Origin of the sequence: Polaromonas sp. (genome assembly GCF_029945685.1) — a bacterium.
Classification (GTDB): Bacteria; Pseudomonadota; Gammaproteobacteria; order Burkholderiales; family Burkholderiaceae_C; genus Polaromonas.
The window spans coordinates 35,617-53,102 of record NZ_JAQSDA010000004.1; the positions used below are offsets into that span (position 1 = coordinate 35,617).

The window sequence follows — 17,486 nt, forward strand, 5'->3', positions numbered from 1 at the left end:
GGGTTTACCTGTTTACTGTGGGGGTGGGCTCAACGATAGCTCAAGTGTGCGCCATTGGCCGCAGGCCGTCGCGTCCAGCGGCCACTGGTCGGCGCGCGTGACTTCGCGGGTGCCGCCGGCCAGCAACTGCGCGGCGCGGATGATGCCGGCGTGGGTGATCCAGACGGTGGGCGGGCCGGCCGGCAGTTCATCGAAAGCACTGGCCACGCGCGCCATCACGGCGTGCACGCTTTCGCCATGGCCGCCGACGGTGTGGCCGGCAAAGTCGGCCATCCAGGCGTCGATGTCGCTGCGCGTGATGTCGCTCCAGCGCCGGCCTTCCCAGGCGCCGAAGTTCATTTCCTGCAGCCGGGCGTCGGTTTGAAGGGGTAAATCGGGCCGCAGCCAAATCAGCGCCTGCGCCAGCTGCTCACATCTTTGTAGCGGTGAGGTGAGGATGCGTGCGCCGGTGGGCAGCACGGCGGCCAAGGCCGTGGCGCTTTGTTGCGTCGCGGCCGGGTCCGCCGCCACATCCAGCGCGCCGTAACAGGTGCCCGGCGCCAGCAGGACCTGCGCGTGGCGCACCAGCCAGAGGGTCATAAAGTGAAGGCCAGGCCGAGGTAAAAAGCGATCTCGCAGACCTGCTGCGTGGCGCCCAGGCAGTCGCCGGTAAAACCCTGCAGGCGGCGCGAGAACAGGCGGCCCATCCACAGCAGGGCGATCACGGAGAAGCTGCAGGCTACTATCAAACTCATAGCTGGCAGCGCATAACTGGCGAGGGCCAGGGCCAAAAATGCCCATACGAACGCCACCCCCAGGCTGGTCAGCGTGATCTGGTCGGCCAGGGGTTTGGACTTGGAGCCCGCGGCATCGCCGACATGCGGCAGCACGCGGATCAGCAGCAGCGGCAGGGTGCGCGAGACCACATGTGCGGCGAACAGCGCGGCGGCGACCAGCCAGCCGTCCAGGGGCAGGTCGGCAGACGTTTCCTCCGCGCCGGACAGCGCGCTTTCGACCGAGCCGAGCATCGTCACCAGCGCCACCTTGCCGAGCAAGGCGAGCACCAGTGCCATTGCACCAAAAGCGCCGACCCGCGAGTCCTTCATGATCTCCAGGGCGCGGTCGCGCTCGTAACTGCCACCCAGTCCGTCCGCCACGTCGGCCAGCCCGTCTTCGTGGAAGCCGCCGGTCAACAGCACGGTGGCCGCCGTGGACAGCACGGCGGCCACCAGCGATGCGAAATCGGTGGCGGGCAGCAGCGCCATCAGCAGGCTGTACACGCCGGCCGCCACGGCGCCGACCAGCCAGCCGATGCCGGGGAAGTGCGCGGCACTGGCGCGCAGCATGGCCGGGCTGTAGCCGGTCCACGCCGCCAGCGCGCCGGTCACCGGAATGCGGGTGAAAAACTGGACGGCCAGCAGGTAGTGGCGAATGAACTGCAACATATTTGCAGGTTCAGGTTTCGCCGCCGGGCCGCCCCAAGGCGAAATGCGCCCCCTCGGGGGGCAGCGAAGTACACGCAGTGACGAGCGTGGGGGCTTCGGCTTTACCGCTGACCCCGGCCGAATCAAAACTCGCCATCTCGGCCATGAACAGCGCCGCCGATTGCAGCAGTGGCCAGGCGAGCAGGGCGCCCGTGCCTTCGCCCAGGCGCATGTCCAGGTCCAACAGCGGCGTCGCCTGCAGATGCGCCAGCAGCAGCTGGTGGCCGCGCTCGGCCGAGCGGTGGCAAAACACCAGGTAGTCTCGCACCTGCGGCACCAGGGCGCGGGCCACCAGCGCGGCGGCACCGGCAATAAAACCATCGACCAGCACCGCGCGGCGTTCGCTGGCGGCCTGCAGCATGGCGCCGGCCATCATGGCGATTTCGAAACCGCCCAGCGCCGCCAGCACGGCCAGTGGTTCACGCACATCGGCGTGGCGGGCCAGGGCACGTTGCAGCACAGCCTGTTTGTGGGCCAGTTGCGCATCGTCCAGACCGGTGCCGCGCCCGACCACGTCGCCAACCGGCAGGCCGGCCAGCCGCGCCAGCAGCAGGGCGGCGGGCGAGGTGTTGGCAATGCCCATCTCGCCGAAGGCCACGACGTTGCCGGGCAGACCCTGCATGACATCCATGCCGGCTTGCAGCGCCGCGCGGGCCTGCGCCGGCGACATGGCAGGACCTTCGCATATGTTCTGCGTGCCCGGGGCGATTTTCCGCTGCTGCAGCTGCGGGTGGTCGGCCAGATCGGCGGCCACGCCAGCGTCCACCACCTGCAGCGCAAAGCCATGCTGGCGCGCAAATACATTGATGGCGGCGCCACCGGCCAGCATGTTGCCCACCATCTGCACCGTCACGGCTTGCGGGAAGGCCGACACACCCTCGCTGGCAATGCCGTGGTCGGCAGCAAACACCACCATTTGCGGCGCATGGAAGGAAATGGCCTCGCTGCGCTGGATCAGGCCGAGCTGCAGCGCCAGCGCTTCGAGCTGGCCAAGTGCGCCCAGCGGCTTGGTCTTCTGGTCGATCCTGTGTTGCAGGCGCGCGGCCAGCGCCGCGTCGGCGGTCGATTCAATCGCGGGCAGGAGAAAGGTCTGGTTGTCGGTCATCGGTGATTTTCTGGAGGCAGGCGGCGCAAAAGCAGGAGGCTTCCGACGTGCCGATTGAGGACGATGGGTTGGAGGAGGGAACGGGCATGACATGGGGCAGCTTGACGCACCAGCATTCGGCGTCCCCTCCCACCATGCCGCAGCGAAAAGCCGCACCGCAACGGGGGCACGATGCATTGGAGGGAAGGGATGCGCCTGCCGCAGTCATGACCAGGCCTGTCAGCTTTGCAGGAACAGGCGGTAGACCGGGTTGTCGGTCTCTTCCACATGCGGGTAGCCCAGCGTGTCGAGAAATGCCTTGAAGGCCTTGTTGTCGGTCTTGGGCACCTGCAGGCCGACCAGGATGCGGCCGTAGTCGGCGCCCTGGTTGCGGTAGTGGAAGAGGGAGATGTTCCAGCCGGGTTTCATGGCGCCCAGGAATTTCATCAGCGCCCCGGGCCGCTCGGGAAACACAAAACGCAGCAGGCGTTCGTCCTTCGACAGGGCGCTGTGGCCGCCCACCATGTGACGGATGTGTTCCTTGGCCAGGTCATCGTGCGTCAGGTCGAGCGACTTGAAGCCGTGTTTGCTGAAATTGTTGGCGATCTTGATGCTCTCGCCCTTGCCGTGGGTGGTCAGGCCGACAAACACGTGGGCCTGGCTGGCATCGCTGATGCGGTAGTTGAACTCGGTCACGCTGCGCGGGCCGCCGGGCAGCTCGCCGATCAGTTCGCAAAACCGGCGAAAGCTGCCGCGCTCCTCAGGAATCGTCACCGCAAACAGCGCCTCGCGCTCCTCGCCGACCTCGGCGCGCTCGGCGACAAAACGCAGGCGGTCGAAGTTCATGTTGGCGCCGCACAGGATGGCCGCGTAGGTCTCGCCTTTGGTCTTGTGCGTGGCCACGTACTGCTTGATGGCGGCCACACTCATGGCGCCCGAGGGCTCGACAATGCTGCGCGTGTCGATGAACACGTCCTTGATGGCGGCGCAGACGGCGTCGGTGTCCACGGTGATGAATTCGTCCACCAGCTCGCGGCTGATGCGGAAGGTTTCCTCGCCCACCAGCTTGACGGCCGTTCCGTCGGCAAACAGGCCCACATCGGGCAAGGTGACGCGTTTTCCGGCGCCCACCGATTGGGCCATCGCGTTGGAATCGTTCATCTGCACGCCGATGATCCTGACCTCGGGGCGCACGGCCTTGATGTAGTTGGCGACGCCGGAAATCAGCCCGCCGCCACCGATGGCGACAAACACCGCGTCGAGCGAGCCTTTGCCTATGGTCTGGATCTGGCGCAGGATTTCCATGGCGATCGTGCCCTGGCCGGCGATCACGTCCGGGTCGTCAAACGGGTGCACAAAGGTCAGACCATTTTTTTTCTCCAGCGTGACGGCGTGCAGATGGGCATCCGAGTAGCTGTCGCCGTGCAGGATCACTTCGCCGCCGAGCGCACGGACGGCATCGACCTTGACCTGCGGCGTGGTCACCGGCATCACGATGACGGCGCGTGTACCGAGCTTGTGCGCGCCCAGGGCTACGCCCTGTGCGTGGTTGCCGGCCGAGGCGCAGATCACGCCCTTCTTGAGCTGGACAGCGCTCAGGTGCGCCATCTTGTTGTAGGCGCCGCGCAGCTTGAAGCTGAACACCGGTTGCTGGTCTTCGCGTTTGAGCAGCACCGTGTTGTGCACCCGGCGGCTGAGGTTTTTCGCTGGCTCCAGGGCGGACTCCACCGCCACGTCATAGACGCGTGCAGTCAGGATTTTTTTCAGGTAGTCGGCGGGTGTGAGCGCCCCGGCGGTCGATGGCCGGGGGGTGCCGGGTGAACGGCGGGGAGCGGGTCGGGGGGGAGTGGGCATGTGTTTTCTCGCAACCCGACATCATAGTGGGCAAGAAAAAAGGCCCAGACCTTGCGGTCTGGGCCTGTAAATCCACCCTTTCAGGGATGGAGGAGACAAGGGGTGCATGAAAACAAGGCTGTGTTCATGCGATGATTTCAGTATAGCGGAGGCATGTTGCGCTGCAACAATGATCTGTTGCGAAAAATAAACATTCGCTGCTACTTTTGACAACTATTTCTGACTTTTCTATTTCTGACTTTTGAGGATGGCAATTCATGGAATGCACAGTGAGCTGGACCGGCCCCCCTGCCAGCACGGGCACAACAACAACTTCTGGCTCTGCCATGAGTTTTCTGGCAACCACCGGCAGTGGGCACACGCTGGTGATGGATGGCGCACCTGACGCGACCAAGCCGGAAAATGGCGGCGCCAACCTGGCGCCGCGCCCGATGGAAACCGTGCTGGCCGGCACCGGGGGCTGCACGGCCTACGATGTGGTGTTGATCCTCAAACGCGGCCGCCACGATGTGCGCGGCTGCACCGTCAGGCTCACGTCCGAACGGGCCGGGACCGACCCCAAGGTGTTCACGAAAATCCACATGCATTTTGTCGTGACGGGGCGTGGCATCGCGGCCAGTGCGGTCGAACGCGCGATTGCCATGAGCCGCGACAAATACTGCTCGGCCACCATCATGCTCGGAAAAACGGCTGACATCACCACCAGCTTTGAGCTGGTCGAATCCTGAGTTTGAGGCTAAATCGGGCTGTAGCCCCGGTGGAAAAAGCGCCGACAGCTATCGAAAAGATAGCAATCTAGATGTGATGTGCAGTGGTGGTCATGACCTTGGCCGCGGCCCGCATCATGGCCTTCACCGGCGCGGGCAATGCAAATGCCCCGGCGCTTTGCGCTTCCTGTGCGTGACGGGCCTCGTCGTCCTTCATCTGCGCCACGATGGCGCGCGAGGCATGGTCGCCCTCTGGCAGGCGTTCCAGGTGGCTGGCCAGGTGCGCTTCGACCTGCCGCTCCGTCTCCACCACAAAACCCAGGCTGACCCGGTCACCGAGACGGCCCGCCAGCAGGCCCAGCCCGAAAGCCCCGGCGTACCACAGCGGGTTCAGCAAGGAGGGGCGGTCGCCGAGTTCATCGAGCCGCTCACGCGTCCAGGCCAGGTGGTCGCCTTCTTCCTTGCTGGCCTCCAGGAAGTGCTGGCGCAAAACGGGGTTGCGTGTGCTCAGCGCCTGCGAGGCGTACAGCGCCTGCGCACAGACCTCGCCGACATGGTTGACCCGCATCAGCGCGCCGGCCAGCGCCTTGTCCGCGGCGCTCAGCTCGGTGCCCTGTGCAGGCACGGTCGGGCAGGTGCGGCTGGCGCGGGGTGTGGCAAACAGGGTGCGCAGGGCGCTGTCGGCGGTGGTGATCAGAGCATCCATGGGGGTGTTTATCGCTTGTCAGTCGGTGAAAGTGCAGTTGAAATTTTATCCAGCCGGGCCTCCAGCTGACGAACACGCTCTGCAAGGGACGCGTGCAGCATGGCTATTTCGGTGGGCAAGGGGTCCTGCATGCCAGGCGACTTTTCCATGGGCGCAGACGGGGGCAACGGTGTCAGCCGCGCCACTTCCTGCCCGCGCCGGGTGATGCAGAAAGCCTCTCCACGCTCGACAGAAGCGATGAGCCTGGAAAAATTCTGGTTGGCGTCGCGCAGCGAGATCAGCTGGAACTTCATGGGCAATGGTGGGCCGGCAAGCACTCAATGGCGCCTGAATTCCGGCCCGGATGATCTTTCTAAAAAGTAGTACAAATTGTAGTACATGAGTGGCGACGATGGCCAGGGTTTGAAACACGGCTAAATGCCGCTTCACGGGTTTTTTCGGTTTGTTGCAGGGGTGCAACGGAATTGAATTTATCGGGCCAATTCCTTTGCGAAAGCTCTCAGCCTCTGGTGCAATACATACAACTTCCTAAATGGAGGTTGGCCCGGGGATCCAAAATCCTGGAGCCCTATGTTTAACCTTGGAGAAACTCGCAATGAAAAAATCCCTAGTCGCTTTGGCTATCCTGGCTGCTGCTGGCGTGGCTTCGGCCCAGTCTTCCGTGACCCTGTTCGGCGTTGTTGACGTGAACTACGCTCACGGCTCCGGTTCCGGCGTTGGTTCTTCCAGCAAGAGCCAGATTACCGACTCTGGTTACAACTCCAGCCGTTTGGGCTTCCGTGGTACGGAAGACCTCGGCGGTGGCATGTCCGCTTCTTTCTGGCTGGAAGCCGGTATCAACCCTGACAATGGTACGGGCGACGTTACCAACACCAACAACCAAACGACTGGTACTGGTGCAGCTACTGCCGGTACACAAGGTCTGACCTTCAACCGTCGTTCGACCGTCAGCCTGGCCAGCGGCCTGGGTGAACTGCGTCTGGGCCGTGACTACACGCCACAGTTCTGGAACCAGACCGTGTTTGATCCGTTCGGCACCAACGGTGTGGGCACCACCCAGACCCTGAGCTCCAGCATTGGTGGCAATGCGCTGACTGGTGTCCGCGCTTCGAACAGCGTCGGCTACTTCCTGCCAGGCAATCTGGGCGGCTTCTACGGCCAGTTCCAGGCCTACATGGGTGAGAACAACAAGAACGGTGCAGCAACTGAAAAAGACGGCAACGGTTCTGCCATCCGCCTCGGCTACGCCAACGGTCCTGTCAACGTGGCTCTGGCAACGGCCAGCACCAAGTTTGCTCCGACTGCTACCACTGGCAAAATCCGCTCCACCAACCTCGGTGGTTCGTTCGACTTCGGCGTCGCCCAAGCCATGGCTTTGGTGACCCGTGACAAAGTTGACTCTACCCCCACCTCGGTGACGGGCAAGGGCGCTTTGATCGGTGCTTTGGTCCCAATGGGTGCCGGCCAGATCCGCGCTTCTTACTCCACCTACAAGACCGACGCTGCTGGTACACCTAAGTCCAAAAAATGGGCTCTGGGTTATGTGCACAACCTGTCCAAGCGTACGGCTCTGTACACCACGTTCGCTCGCGTGACCAACAGCGGCGGCGCAGCCCAGGCTCTGAACGGCGCCGTGACCGCAGCGAACGCACGTTCGACCGGTTACGACTTCGGTATCAAGCACTCCTTCTAATTGATGGCTGGTCTTGTGCCAGCTTCAATCAAGAAAGATTAAAAAGCCGCCTTCGGGCGGCTTTTTTCATGGAAAATCCGGATCCGTACCGCTATGGGGAGTTGTTGATGACGCAAGTTGACAGGGAACGACGGTGGACCGGCCTGATGGGTGGCATGGTGTTATTGGCTTTGCTGCAACTGGCGGGTTGTGCATCGTTGGTGCCGCCGGCCAACCCAGCTTCCCCAGCTGCACCAGCCGTGCTCAGCGCCTCACCATGGGTGACCGCGTCCGCCGGAAACGGAGTCGCGCCAGAGTGGCGACACCATCCCTTTCCGGGCAAGCAACCCAGCCACTTTCGTTATGAACGCAAGGACGGGCGCGACGCGATGTCGGTCACGTCCAGTTCGTCTGCGAGCATGGTGCGCCAGCTGCTGCGGGTCGAGCCTGATGAGCTTGCCAGCGTACGCTTTTCATGGAAGGTGCCCGAGCTGATTGCGCAAGCCGACATGGCGCTGCGTGAGGCCGATGATTCGCCGGTACGCGTGGTGCTGGTGTTTGAAGGCGACCGCAGCAAGTTCTCCAGCAAGAACGCCATGCTGTCCGAGCTGGCACGTGCGCTGACCGGCGAGGAGCTGCCTTATGCCACGCTGATGTACGTGTGGTGCAACACGCGTGCGCCGGGCACCGTGATTGTCAATCCGCGCACCGACAGGATACGCAAACTGGTCGTGGAATCCGGCGCGGGCAAGCTGCGCCAATGGGTTGACTACGAGCGCGATATTCGTGCTGACTATGAAAAGACCTTCGGCGAAGCGCCTGGCGCGCTGGTGGGCATAGGCCTCATGACCGACAGCGACAACACCCGTTCCAAGACCTCGGCCTGGTATGGGCCGGTCACATTCGCCAAGGCCGCCAAGGTCGCGCAGGCGCGTTAGCCGCTTGCCTGGCCTGGGAGTTGCAAGCCCCCGGCGGGCGCGAATCTCAAGCGCCCAGTGCGGTGCGTCACGCATGTTCAGCGAGCCCATTTCAGGGGGAAACCCTTGCTTTACCTTCATGGGCCGGTTGTATATTTGTCGCTTACTTTCCAGAGAGATAACCATGAAATTTCACCCGCTTCTCATCGCTGCCGCGGCAGCCGCGTCGTTTGCTCTGGTGCCTGCCGTGCAGGCCAAGACCTTCAGATGGTCGAGCGCGAGCGACATTCCCACGTTCGACATCCACTCGCAGAACAATGCGCTCGGCAACGGCGTTCACGCGGCCGTTTACGACTCGCTGGTTTACTACAACAGCCGCACCTTCAAGGTGGAGCCACAGCTCGCCACCTCCTGGCGTGACGTCTCGCCGACGCAGGTTCGCTTTTCCTTGCGCACCGGTGTGAAATTCAGCGACGGCACCCCGCTCACGGCGGATGACGTGGTTTTCTCCTTGACCCGTGCGACGGCCAAAACCTCCAACTATGCGGTTTATACCCAGGGCATCGACAAGGTGGTCAAGGTCAACGATTCGACCGTGGACATCATGATGAAGGGTCCGAACCCGGTGCTGCTGAACCAGTTGACCGAGCTGCGCATCATGAGCAAGGCGTGGGCCGAGAAAAACAAATCGACCGAACCCAAGGACATCCGCGCCAAGGACGAAACCTTCGCACACCGCAATGCCATGGGCACCGGCCCTTTCATGGTCAAGGAATGGCAACCCGACCAGAAGCTGGTGCTGGTTTCAAATCCCAATTACTGGGGCAAGAACGAATCCAATGTGACCGAAGTCGTCTACACACCGATCAAATCGGAAGCGACGCGGGTTGCCGCCCTGTTGTCGGGCGAAGTTGATTTTGTCCTCGACCCCAGCATCCAGGATCTGGGCCGGCTGCGCAGCACCGGCAACCTGAAGGTCATCGACGGCATCGAGAACCGCACCATCTTCTTCGGCATGGACCAGTTCCGCGAAGAGTTGCCCGGCTCCAATATCAAGGGCAAGAATCCGCTGAAGGATCAGCGCGTGCGCATGGCCTTGTACCAGGCGATTGATATCAGTGCCATCCAGCGCGTCACCATGCGCGGCCTGAGCCAGCCGACGGGAGCGATCGTGGCGCCGCAGGTCAACGGCTGGACCGAAGGCGTGCACAAGCGTCACCCTTACGATCCCGAGGCCTCCAAAAAGCTGCTTGCCCAGGCCGGTTACCCCAACGGCTTCGAGGTGGACTTTGCCTGTCCCAACAACCGCTACATCAACGACGAGGAAATCTGCCAGGCAGTGACCGCGATGTGGGCACGAGCCGGTGTGAAAGCCAAGCTGCGCACCTTGCCGCTGGTCACCTATTTCCCGATGATCCAGCGCTACGAAGCCAGCATCTACATGTTGGGCTGGGGCGTGCCTACCTTTGACGCCCTTTACAGTTTGCAGTCGCTCGTCCGCAGTGTGGGCACGGGCGGTGACGGCAACTACAACGTCGGCCGCTACAGCAACCCGCGCATGGACTACATCGTGGACCGCGTGAAGGTGGAAACCGATTTGCCGGTGCGCAATCGCCTGCTGACCGAGGCCCTGCAACTGTCGAACGACACGGTCTCGCATATTCCCCTGCACAACCAGATCATTCCGTGGGCGATGAAGAAGAATATTGATGTCGTGCACCGCGCCGACAACCGGCTCGATTGGCGGCTGATCAAGGTCAACTGAGCGAGCTCACAAAGAAGGGCCTTCCGGGGCCCTTTTTTGCAGGTATTTTCTTTAGGTCTAAAGGAAACCCCGGTGTCGGCACAGTGCTTGCTCTGCTAGCATTGGCTCACTCTCAAAACCACCTCCCCGAATGTTTGCATTTATTCTCCGTCGCCTGCTCCAGGCAGTGATCGTGATGGTCGCTGTGGCCTTCATTGCATTCATGCTGTTCCAGTATGTTGGCGACCCGGTGGTGTTTCTGCTGGGGCAGGACGCGCGGCCCGATCAGATCGCGCAGCTGCGCGCCGATCTGGGGCTGGACAAGCCCTTTTTCGTGCAGTTCGGGCACTTTCTGGTCAATGCCGTGCAGGGCGAGTTTGGCCTCAGCCTGCGTCAGGGGGCCAAGGTCTCACGTCTGATTGCCGAGCGTTTCCCGGCCACGCTGGAGCTGGCACTGGTGGCTGCCGTCCTGGCCCTGGTGATCGGTGTACCGATGGGTGTTTATGCGGCCCTGCGCCGCGGAACCTTTCTGAGTCAATTGCTCATGACGGTGTCGCTGGTGGGCGTGTCGCTTCCGACCTTCCTGATCGGGATCCTGCTGATTCTGTTTTTCTCCGTGGGGCTGGGCTGGTTCCCCAGCTTCGGGCGCGGCGACGTGGTGCAGATGGGTTGGTGGAGCAGCGGATTGTTGACGGCCAAGGGCTGGCACCATATCGTGCTTCCGGCGGTGACACTGGCGATTTTCCAGCTCACGCTGATCATGCGGCTGGTCCGCGCCGAAATGCTCGAAGTGCTGCGCACCGACTACATCAAGTTTGCGCGCGCGCGTGGCCTGTCCAACCGCGCCATCCATTTTGGGCACGCGCTGAAAAACACCCTGGTGCCGGTCATGACCATCACCGGCCTGCAACTGGGCGGGCTGATCGCTTTTGCAATCATCACTGAAACTGTTTTCCAGTGGCCCGGCATGGGCCTGCTCTTCATCCAGGCGGTGACTTTCGCCGACATTCCCGTGATGGCCGCCTACCTGTGCCTGATTGCGCTGATTTTTGTTGTGATCAACCTGGTGGTTGACCTTCTTTATTTTGTAGTGGATCCGCGCCTGCGCGTCGGCTCGGCGGGGGGACACTGACATGCTGTCTCCCCGGCCCGTTCCTGCGCTCAAGGCCAACGGCCGCGCCTTCGCGCAGATCAGCGAGTTCCACCCGGAAATCACTGCCTTTCGCCGTGACCTGCATGCCCACCCCGAACTCGGTTTTGAAGAGCTTTACACCAGTGCCCGCGTGAAGGAAGCGCTGCAGCGATGTGGTGTGGACGAGGTGCACACCGGCATCGGCAAGACCGGGCTGGTGGCCGTCATCAAGGGGCAGCACAGCAGCAGCGGAAAAATGATCGGCTTGCGTGCCGACATGGACGCGTTGCCGATGACGGAACACAACGACTTTGCCTGGAAATCCTCCCGGGCCGGCATGATGCACGGTTGCGGCCATGACGGGCACGTGGCCATGCTGGTGGGCGCGGCCCGCTACCTGGCGGCGACACGCAATTTTGACGGGACGGCTGTGCTGATTTTCCAGCCCGGCGAAGAAGGTTTTGCGGGTGCGCGGGTGATGATTGAAGACGGCCTCTTCGACCGGTTCCCGGTGCAGGCGGTTTACGGCATGCACAACTGGCCGTCCATGAAGCCCGGTACGGTGGGCATCAACGCGGGGCCCATGATGGCAGCGGCTGACCGCATCACCATCGACATCACCGGCCGCGGCGGCCATGGCGCCCACGCCTACATGACGGTTGATCCTGTGCTGGTTGCGGGGCACATCATCACGGCGGTGCAAAGCATTGTGTCGCGCAACGTCAAGCCGATTGACAGTGCCGTGATCAGCCTATGTGCGATGCAGGCGGGCGACATGGGCGCCTTCAGCGTGGTGCCGGGCAAGGCGACGCTGGTGGGCACGGTCCGCACCTTCAACCCGGACGTGCAGGACATGATAGAGCGCCGCCTCCACGAACTTTGCAGCGCCGTTGCACTCGGCTTTGGTGCAACCGCCAACGTGCACTACGAACGCATTTACCCGGCCACCATCAACTCGTTTGATGAAGCCATGTTTGCAGCCGATGTGGCGCAAACCCTTCTGGGTGAGGACCACGTCGTGCGCGACATGGAGCCCAGCATGGGCGCCGAAGACTTTTCCTTCATGCTGCAGGTCAAACCCGGCGCTTACATGCGTATCGGCCAGGGCGCTGAAAACGGTGTTGGCAGCTGTTTTCTGCATAACAGCCGCTACGACTTCAACGACGACATCCTGCCACTGGGTGCCGCCCTGCATGCCGGGCTGGTGGAGCAGTCCATGCCTTTGTCCGTGCCACGCTGATCATTTTTTTCAACAGGAGAATCCCATGAATTTCACGAAAAAAGCCGCTTTTGCCCTTGTGGGTACAGCGCTGGCAGCTACTACTTTCGTAGCGTCCGCAGTGACCCTGCGGGTTGGAAACCAGGGTGATGCCCTCTCGCTGGACCCGCATTCGCTCAACGAATCGCTGCAGCTGACGGTGGTAGGCAATGTCTACGAACCGCTGGTCACGCGTGACCGCAGCTACAAGCTGGCGCCGTCGCTGGCGACCGACTGGAAGCAGACCTCGCCGACGGTGTGGCGCTTCAACCTGCGCAAGGGCGTGCAGTTTCATGACGGTACGCCGTTCACTGCAGACGATGTGATCTTCAGCTACGAGCGCGCCAAGGGCGACGGCTCCGACATGAAGAGTTATGTCGGCCAGATCAAGGAAATCAAGAAAATCGACGATCACACGATCGACTTTGTGCTGAACAACCCCTTCCCCATCCTGCCAGAGCTGTTCACGCAGTGGCACATCATGAGCAAGAAGTGGTGCGAAACGAACCAGGCCACCAAGCCGGTGGACCGCCGCAAAGGCATCGAAAACGCCGCGTCTTTCCGCGCCAATGGGACCGGCCCTTTCCGCGTGCGTGAGCGCCAGCCCAATGTCCGCACCACCTTCACCCGCAACGGCAATTACTGGGGCAAGATCGACGGCAATGTGGACGAAGTGATCTTCAACGTCATCGGCAACAACAGCACCCGCGTCGCCGCACTTCTGTCGGGTGAAATTGACGTGATGGAACCGGTGCCGGTGCAGGACGTTGCGCGCATCAAGGGAAATGCCGATCTGAAGGTTCTGCAGGGCCCCGAGCTGCGCATCATTTTTCTTGGCATGGACCAGAAGCGCGACGAACTGCAGTTCTCCAGCGTCAAGGGCAAGAACCCCTTCAAGGACAAGCGCGTCCGCCAGGCCTTCTACCAGGCCATCGACATCGAAGCCATCAAGAACCGTGTGATGCGTGGTGCATCCACGCCGGTGGCGACGCTGCTGGCACCCGAGATCAAGGGTTACGCTCCCGAGCTTGCCAAGCGCCTGCCGTTTGACGTGGAAGCCGCCAAGAAGCTGATGGCTGACGCGGGTTACGGCGCCGGGTTCGAGCTCAAGATGAACTGCCCGAACGACCGTTATGTCAATGACGGTGAAATCTGCCAGGCCGTGGCTGCGAACCTGTCGCGCATCGGGGTCAAGATCAATCTGGAAGCCGAAACCAAGGGCACCTACTTTCCGAAGATCCTGCGCCGTGATACCAGCTTCTACATGCTGGGCTGGACACCGAGCACGGTGGACGCCCATAACGTGCTCTACCCCATCATGTCCACGCCGGGTGAGGGTGGTCGCGGTCAGTTCAATCTGGGCGCTTACAGCAATGCACGCATTGACCAGCTGACCGACCTGGTGGCTTCCGAGACCGATGACAAGAAGCGCAACGAGATGATCCGCGAGGCGCTGAAGATCCATCAGGATGAAGTGGGCCATCTGCCGCTGCATCAGCAGGCGCTCAACTGGGCGTCCAAGAAGAACATTGAGATGGTTCAGTGGCCCGACAACGGCATGCCCTGGAAGTACGTCAAAGTCAACAAATAACAAGGGTTGATGAAAAGCGCGCTATTCCGATGGTGGGATGGCGACATCGGCTACAGCTTTCGCACCTCTCCGGTGGCGATGGCTGCAGCTGCAGTCGCCCTCATCTGCATCTTCTGTTCGGTGTTTGCGGGCTTTGTGGCGCCGCACAACCCGTTTGACCTGACGACGCTCGAACTGAGCGATGCCCGCCTGCCGCCGGCCTGGTCGGCCGAAGGCTCGAGCAAGTACCTGCTGGGTACCGACGACCAGGGGCGGGACATCCTGTCTGCCCTGATGTACGGTGCCCGCGTTTCCCTGGCGGTGGGTTTTGCCTCGGTGATCCTGTCGGTCGTGTTCGGCGTGGGCATGGGCTTGCTGGCCGGGTTTTACGGCGGCTGGATTGACTCTGCCCTGATGCGCCTGTGCGACGTGATGCTGTCTTTCCCGGCCATTCTGGTGGCGCTGTTGATTGCGGGGGTGGGGCGAGCCCTGTTCCCCAACGCGCAGGATTCCCTGGCGCTGGGGGTGCTGATCATATCGATCACGCTCACGGGATGGGTGCAATACGCCAGAACGGTGAGGGGCTCGACCCTGGTCGAGCGCAACAAGGAGTACGTGCAGGCGGCACGCGTGACCGGTGTGACACCGATGCGCATCATGCGCCGCCATGTGCTGCCCAATGTGATGGGGCCGGTGCTGGTGCTGGCAACCATCCAGGTGGCCACGGCCATCATCACCGAAGCCACCCTGTCCTTCCTCGGCGTAGGCGCGCCACCCACGTCGCCTTCGCTGGGCACCCTGATCCGCATCGGCAACGACTACCTGTTTTCCGGGGAATGGTGGATCACCGTGTTTCCAGGCTTGATGCTGGTGCTGATTTCGTTGAGCGTGAACCTGCTGGGCGACTGGCTGCGTGATGCGTTGAACCCGAGATTGAGATAGACATGGCGCTCACGCTTGTCGCTTCGCGTACTTCGCTGCCCCCCGGGGGGGCTAATTTCCCTTGGGGCGGCCCGGCGGGACATTGCCTGGCCCCCGCGCTTTATCCCTGTTGAGCACGCAATGAGTCTTTTACAAGTCAAGAACCTGATCGTCGAGTTTCCCGGCCGGCGCGGTACGCTGCGGGCGCTGGACGACATTTCGTTTGATATCGCACCCGGCGAAATCCTGGGCGTGGTCGGTGAGTCGGGCGCCGGCAAGTCGCTGACCGGCGCCGCCATCATCGGGCTGCTGGAGCCGCCCGGTCGCATTGGCGGCGGGCAGATCCTGCTCGAAGGCGAACGCATCGACAACCTGCCCTACGAGCAGATGCGTCATATTCGCGGCCGCAAGATCGGGGCCATTTTCCAGGACCCCTTGACCTCGCTGAACCCGCTGTACACGGTGGGCCGGCAGCTGATCGAAACGATACAGGCGCATTTGCCGGTCAGCAACGCGGAAGCGCGCCAACGCGCCATTTCGCTGCTGCAGGACACCGGCATTCCGGCGGCCGAGCAGCGCATCGAGCATTTCCCGCACCAGTTTTCGGGCGGCATGCGTCAGCGCGTGGTGATTGCCTTGGCGCTGGCCGCCGAACCCAAGCTGATTGTGGCTGACGAGCCGACGACAGCGCTTGACGTGTCGATCCAGGCGCAGATCATCATGCTGCTCAAGAGCATCTGCAAGAAGCGTGGTGCCGCCGTGATGCTGATCACCCACGACATGGGCGTGATCGCCGAAACCTGCGACCGCGTGGCCGTGATGTACGCCGGCCGCATTGCCGAAATTGGTCCGGTGCATGAGGTGATCAACCACCCGGCTCATCCCTACACCGCAGGCCTGATGGAGGCGATTCCCGACATCACGCTGGATCGCGAACGGCTCAACCAGATTGACGGGGCCATGCCGCGTCTGAATGCCATTCCGCAAGGCTGCGCCTTCAATCCGCGTTGCCCCAAAGTGTTCGACCGCTGCACACAGGACAGGCCTGACCTCCTACCTGCCGGTGCCACACGCGCCGCCTGCTGGCTGCACGCTGCCACGGTGGGAGTGACGGCATGAGCAACAGCGAAACCACAAGCGTGGGTGGCCATTTTCCCGCAGGGCCGCCCCAAGGGAAAACAGCCACCTCGGGGGGCAGCGACGTAGGCGCAGCGACGAGCGTGGGGGCACCTCTCGTTCAGGCTTTTGACCTGGCCAAGACCTTCGACGTTTCCCCGCCCTGGTTGAACCGGGTGCTGGAGGGCAAGCCCAGGCTGATGCTGCACGCCGTCGACGGCGTCAGCTTCGAGATTGAAAAAGGCAAGACATTGGCCCTGGTCGGTGAATCGGGCTGTGGCAAAAGCACGGTGGCCCGATTGCTGGTGGGCCTGTACGAGCCCACCCGTGGCGGCCTGACCTTTGACGGGCAAGATGCCCATGCGGCCTTCAAGACACCGCAAGGCCGGCAGCTGCGGCGCCGCATCCAGATGATTTTCCAGGACCCGTACGCGAGCCTGAATCCGCGCTGGATCGTGGAGGACATCGTGGGTGAGCCGCTCAAGGAACACGGCCTGATCACCAACGAGGCCGAGCTCAAGGCGCGCGTGGGCGAACTGCTCAAGTCGGTCGGCCTGTCCCCGCTGGACATGGTCAAGTTTCCGCACCAGTTTTCGGGCGGCCAGCGCCAGCGCATCTCGATTGCCCGGGCACTCGCCACCGAGCCGGAATTTCTGGTTTGTGACGAACCGACCTCGGCGCTCGATGTGAGTGTGCAGGCGCAGGTGCTCAACATCATGAAAGACCTGCAGCGCGAGCGCGGGCTGACCTACCTGTTCATCTCGCACAACCTCGCGGTGGTGCGCCATGTCAGTGACCAGGTGGGCGTGATGTACCTCGGACGGCTGGTCGAACTGTCGGACAAGCAGACGCTGTTTGCCAACCCGAAGCACCCTTACACACGCATGCTGCTGGACGCGATCCCGAAAATGCACGACACCGGCCGCGCCCGCACCCCGGTACAGGGCGAGGTGCCCAACCCCTTGAGCCCGCCGACCGGCTGCACCTTCCACCCGCGCTGCCCGCACGTCAACGACCGCTGCCGCGCCGAGCGGCCGCAGCTCCTGAGCATCCAGGGCGTGAAGATCGCCTGCCACGCTGTCGAAGAAGGCCGTATCTAGCTGCTCCTGTTTTTGTAGCTTCTGGCGCTTGATGGATAAGGGCTAGGGGTCGATTTCACTTAAGAGATCGGATGAAATCCTTTGCGGCATCACGCTGCGCTGGTGGTTCGCAGTGGACAGTAGGCGTAACTCCCCACTCCCTCCCCCCGCCCCGCTGGGCGATGGCGGGGAGCTTCATTTGGCCGCGTGTGCTGCGATCGGGTGCCTACATGACGGCCGCGTGCCCCGACGTGGCGCGGCAA

Annotated in this window: 17 protein-coding genes; 10 read left to right on the forward strand and 7 right to left on the reverse strand. The window is 62.5% G+C overall.

What is annotated here, in order from left to right:
- Positions 1–12 precede the first annotated feature (12 nt).
- From PSV26_RS02115 to ilvA, 5 genes are read right to left on the reverse strand one after another with little or no spacing between them, the layout of a single operon-like run.
- Positions 13–579 (reverse strand): histidine phosphatase family protein, encoded by a 567-nt coding sequence (locus PSV26_RS02115; RefSeq protein WP_300567094.1) that lies wholly within the window; start codon positions 577–579, stop codon positions 13–15.
- Positions 576–1,424 (reverse strand): adenosylcobinamide-GDP ribazoletransferase, encoded by an 849-nt coding sequence (locus tag PSV26_RS02120; protein WP_300567097.1) that lies wholly within the window; start codon positions 1,422–1,424, stop codon positions 576–578. Before PSV26_RS02120 ends, PSV26_RS02115 begins: the two co-directional genes overlap by 4 nt.
- A gap of 10 nt (positions 1,425–1,434) precedes the next feature.
- Complete coding sequence (gene cobT / locus PSV26_RS02125) at positions 1,435–2,568, reverse strand: nicotinate-nucleotide--dimethylbenzimidazole phosphoribosyltransferase (protein ID WP_300567099.1); 1,134 nt, start codon at positions 2,566–2,568, stop codon at positions 1,435–1,437.
- Entirely contained in the window at positions 2,531–2,776 is a 246-nt protein-coding gene (locus PSV26_RS02130; protein WP_300567102.1) for a cysteine-rich CWC family protein, read from the reverse strand. The genes cobT and PSV26_RS02130 overlap by 38 nt, the downstream gene beginning before the upstream one ends.
- A gap of 11 nt (positions 2,777–2,787) precedes the next feature.
- Complete coding sequence (ilvA, locus tag PSV26_RS02135) at positions 2,788–4,401, reverse strand: threonine ammonia-lyase, biosynthetic (protein ID WP_300567105.1); 1,614 nt, start codon at positions 4,399–4,401, stop codon at positions 2,788–2,790.
- Positions 4,402–4,658: 257 nt separating this feature from the next.
- On the opposite strand from ilvA, the gene PSV26_RS02140 reads away from it, so the two are divergent.
- A complete protein-coding gene (locus PSV26_RS02140; RefSeq protein WP_300567108.1) occupies positions 4,659–5,129 on the forward strand; it encodes an OsmC family protein in 471 nt (156 codons plus the stop codon).
- 67 nt (positions 5,130–5,196) lie between these two features.
- Here PSV26_RS02140 and coq7 read toward each other — a convergent pair whose 3' ends face one another.
- Together coq7 and PSV26_RS22625 are read right to left on the reverse strand one after the other, a co-directional pair.
- Complete coding sequence (gene coq7 / locus PSV26_RS02145; protein ID WP_300567111.1) at positions 5,197–5,814, reverse strand: 2-polyprenyl-3-methyl-6-methoxy-1,4-benzoquinone monooxygenase; 618 nt, start codon at positions 5,812–5,814, stop codon at positions 5,197–5,199.
- An 8-nt stretch (positions 5,815–5,822) separates the two neighbouring features.
- Positions 5,823–6,107, reverse strand: coding sequence for a type II toxin-antitoxin system prevent-host-death family antitoxin (locus tag PSV26_RS22625; protein ID WP_366945954.1), 285 nt, complete (start codon positions 6,105–6,107; stop codon positions 5,823–5,825).
- 302 nt (positions 6,108–6,409) lie between these two features.
- Between PSV26_RS22625 and PSV26_RS02155 the strand changes: the two genes are divergently transcribed.
- From PSV26_RS02155 to PSV26_RS02195, 9 genes are all read left to right on the forward strand, one after another.
- Positions 6,410–7,507, forward strand: coding sequence for a porin (locus PSV26_RS02155; RefSeq protein WP_300567117.1), 1,098 nt, complete (start codon positions 6,410–6,412; stop codon positions 7,505–7,507).
- 107 nt (positions 7,508–7,614) lie between these two features.
- Entirely contained in the window at positions 7,615–8,424 is an 810-nt protein-coding gene (locus PSV26_RS02160) for a DUF3047 domain-containing protein (protein ID WP_300567120.1), read from the forward strand.
- A 163-nt stretch (positions 8,425–8,587) separates the two neighbouring features.
- Positions 8,588–10,168, forward strand: coding sequence for an ABC transporter substrate-binding protein (locus PSV26_RS02165; RefSeq protein ID WP_300512183.1), 1,581 nt, complete (start codon positions 8,588–8,590; stop codon positions 10,166–10,168).
- Between the two features lie 130 nt (positions 10,169–10,298).
- Entirely contained in the window at positions 10,299–11,279 is a 981-nt protein-coding gene (locus PSV26_RS02170; protein ID WP_300567123.1) for an ABC transporter permease, read from the forward strand.
- 1 nt (position 11,280) lies between these two features.
- The gene (locus PSV26_RS02175) at positions 11,281–12,519 is read left to right on the forward strand and encodes a M20 aminoacylase family protein (protein ID WP_300567126.1); all 1,239 of its coding nucleotides are present in this window, start codon (positions 11,281–11,283) and stop codon (positions 12,517–12,519) included.
- A 25-nt stretch (positions 12,520–12,544) separates the two neighbouring features.
- Positions 12,545–14,128: an ABC transporter substrate-binding protein gene (locus PSV26_RS02180; RefSeq protein ID WP_300512180.1), complete on the forward strand. Its 1,584-nt coding sequence runs from the start codon at positions 12,545–12,547 to the stop codon at positions 14,126–14,128.
- Positions 14,129–14,137: 9 nt separating this feature from the next.
- Positions 14,138–15,049, forward strand: coding sequence for an ABC transporter permease (locus PSV26_RS02185; RefSeq protein ID WP_293594298.1), 912 nt, complete (start codon positions 14,138–14,140; stop codon positions 15,047–15,049).
- Positions 15,050–15,169: 120 nt separating this feature from the next.
- Complete coding sequence (locus PSV26_RS02190) at positions 15,170–16,147, forward strand: ABC transporter ATP-binding protein (protein ID WP_300512179.1); 978 nt, start codon at positions 15,170–15,172, stop codon at positions 16,145–16,147.
- A gap of 101 nt (positions 16,148–16,248) precedes the next feature.
- A complete protein-coding gene (locus PSV26_RS02195; protein WP_300512231.1) occupies positions 16,249–17,244 on the forward strand; it encodes an oligopeptide/dipeptide ABC transporter ATP-binding protein in 996 nt (331 codons plus the stop codon).
- The last annotated feature ends 242 nt before the right edge of the window (positions 17,245–17,486 follow it).

Coding starts and splice junctions, on each gene's coding strand:
- coq7 (WP_300567111.1), bottom strand. CDS start 5,814: ATGGATGCTCTGATCACCACCGCCGACAGCGCCCTGCGCACCCTGTTT.
- PSV26_RS02165 (WP_300512183.1), top strand. CDS start 8,588: ATGAAATTTCACCCGCTTCTCATCGCTGCCGCGGCAGCCGCGTCGTTT.
- PSV26_RS02190 (WP_300512179.1), top strand. CDS start 15,170: ATGAGTCTTTTACAAGTCAAGAACCTGATCGTCGAGTTTCCCGGCCGG.
- PSV26_RS02120 (WP_300567097.1), bottom strand. CDS start 1,424: ATGTTGCAGTTCATTCGCCACTACCTGCTGGCCGTCCAGTTTTTCACC.
- PSV26_RS02185 (WP_293594298.1), top strand. CDS start 14,138: ATGAAAAGCGCGCTATTCCGATGGTGGGATGGCGACATCGGCTACAGC.
- PSV26_RS02130 (WP_300567102.1), bottom strand. CDS start 2,776: ATGACTGCGGCAGGCGCATCCCTTCCCTCCAATGCATCGTGCCCCCGT.
- PSV26_RS02160 (WP_300567120.1), top strand. CDS start 7,615: ATGACGCAAGTTGACAGGGAACGACGGTGGACCGGCCTGATGGGTGGC.
- PSV26_RS22625 (WP_366945954.1), bottom strand. CDS start 6,107: ATGAAGTTCCAGCTGATCTCGCTGCGCGACGCCAACCAGAATTTTTCC.
- PSV26_RS02140 (WP_300567108.1), top strand. CDS start 4,659: ATGGAATGCACAGTGAGCTGGACCGGCCCCCCTGCCAGCACGGGCACA.
- PSV26_RS02115 (WP_300567094.1), bottom strand. CDS start 579: ATGACCCTCTGGCTGGTGCGCCACGCGCAGGTCCTGCTGGCGCCGGGC.
- PSV26_RS02180 (WP_300512180.1), top strand. CDS start 12,545: ATGAATTTCACGAAAAAAGCCGCTTTTGCCCTTGTGGGTACAGCGCTG.
- PSV26_RS02155 (WP_300567117.1), top strand. CDS start 6,410: ATGAAAAAATCCCTAGTCGCTTTGGCTATCCTGGCTGCTGCTGGCGTG.
- PSV26_RS02175 (WP_300567126.1), top strand. CDS start 11,281: ATGCTGTCTCCCCGGCCCGTTCCTGCGCTCAAGGCCAACGGCCGCGCC.
- PSV26_RS02170 (WP_300567123.1), top strand. CDS start 10,299: ATGTTTGCATTTATTCTCCGTCGCCTGCTCCAGGCAGTGATCGTGATG.
- ilvA (WP_300567105.1), bottom strand. CDS start 4,401: ATGCCCACTCCCCCCCGACCCGCTCCCCGCCGTTCACCCGGCACCCCC.
- cobT (WP_300567099.1), bottom strand. CDS start 2,568: ATGACCGACAACCAGACCTTTCTCCTGCCCGCGATTGAATCGACCGCC.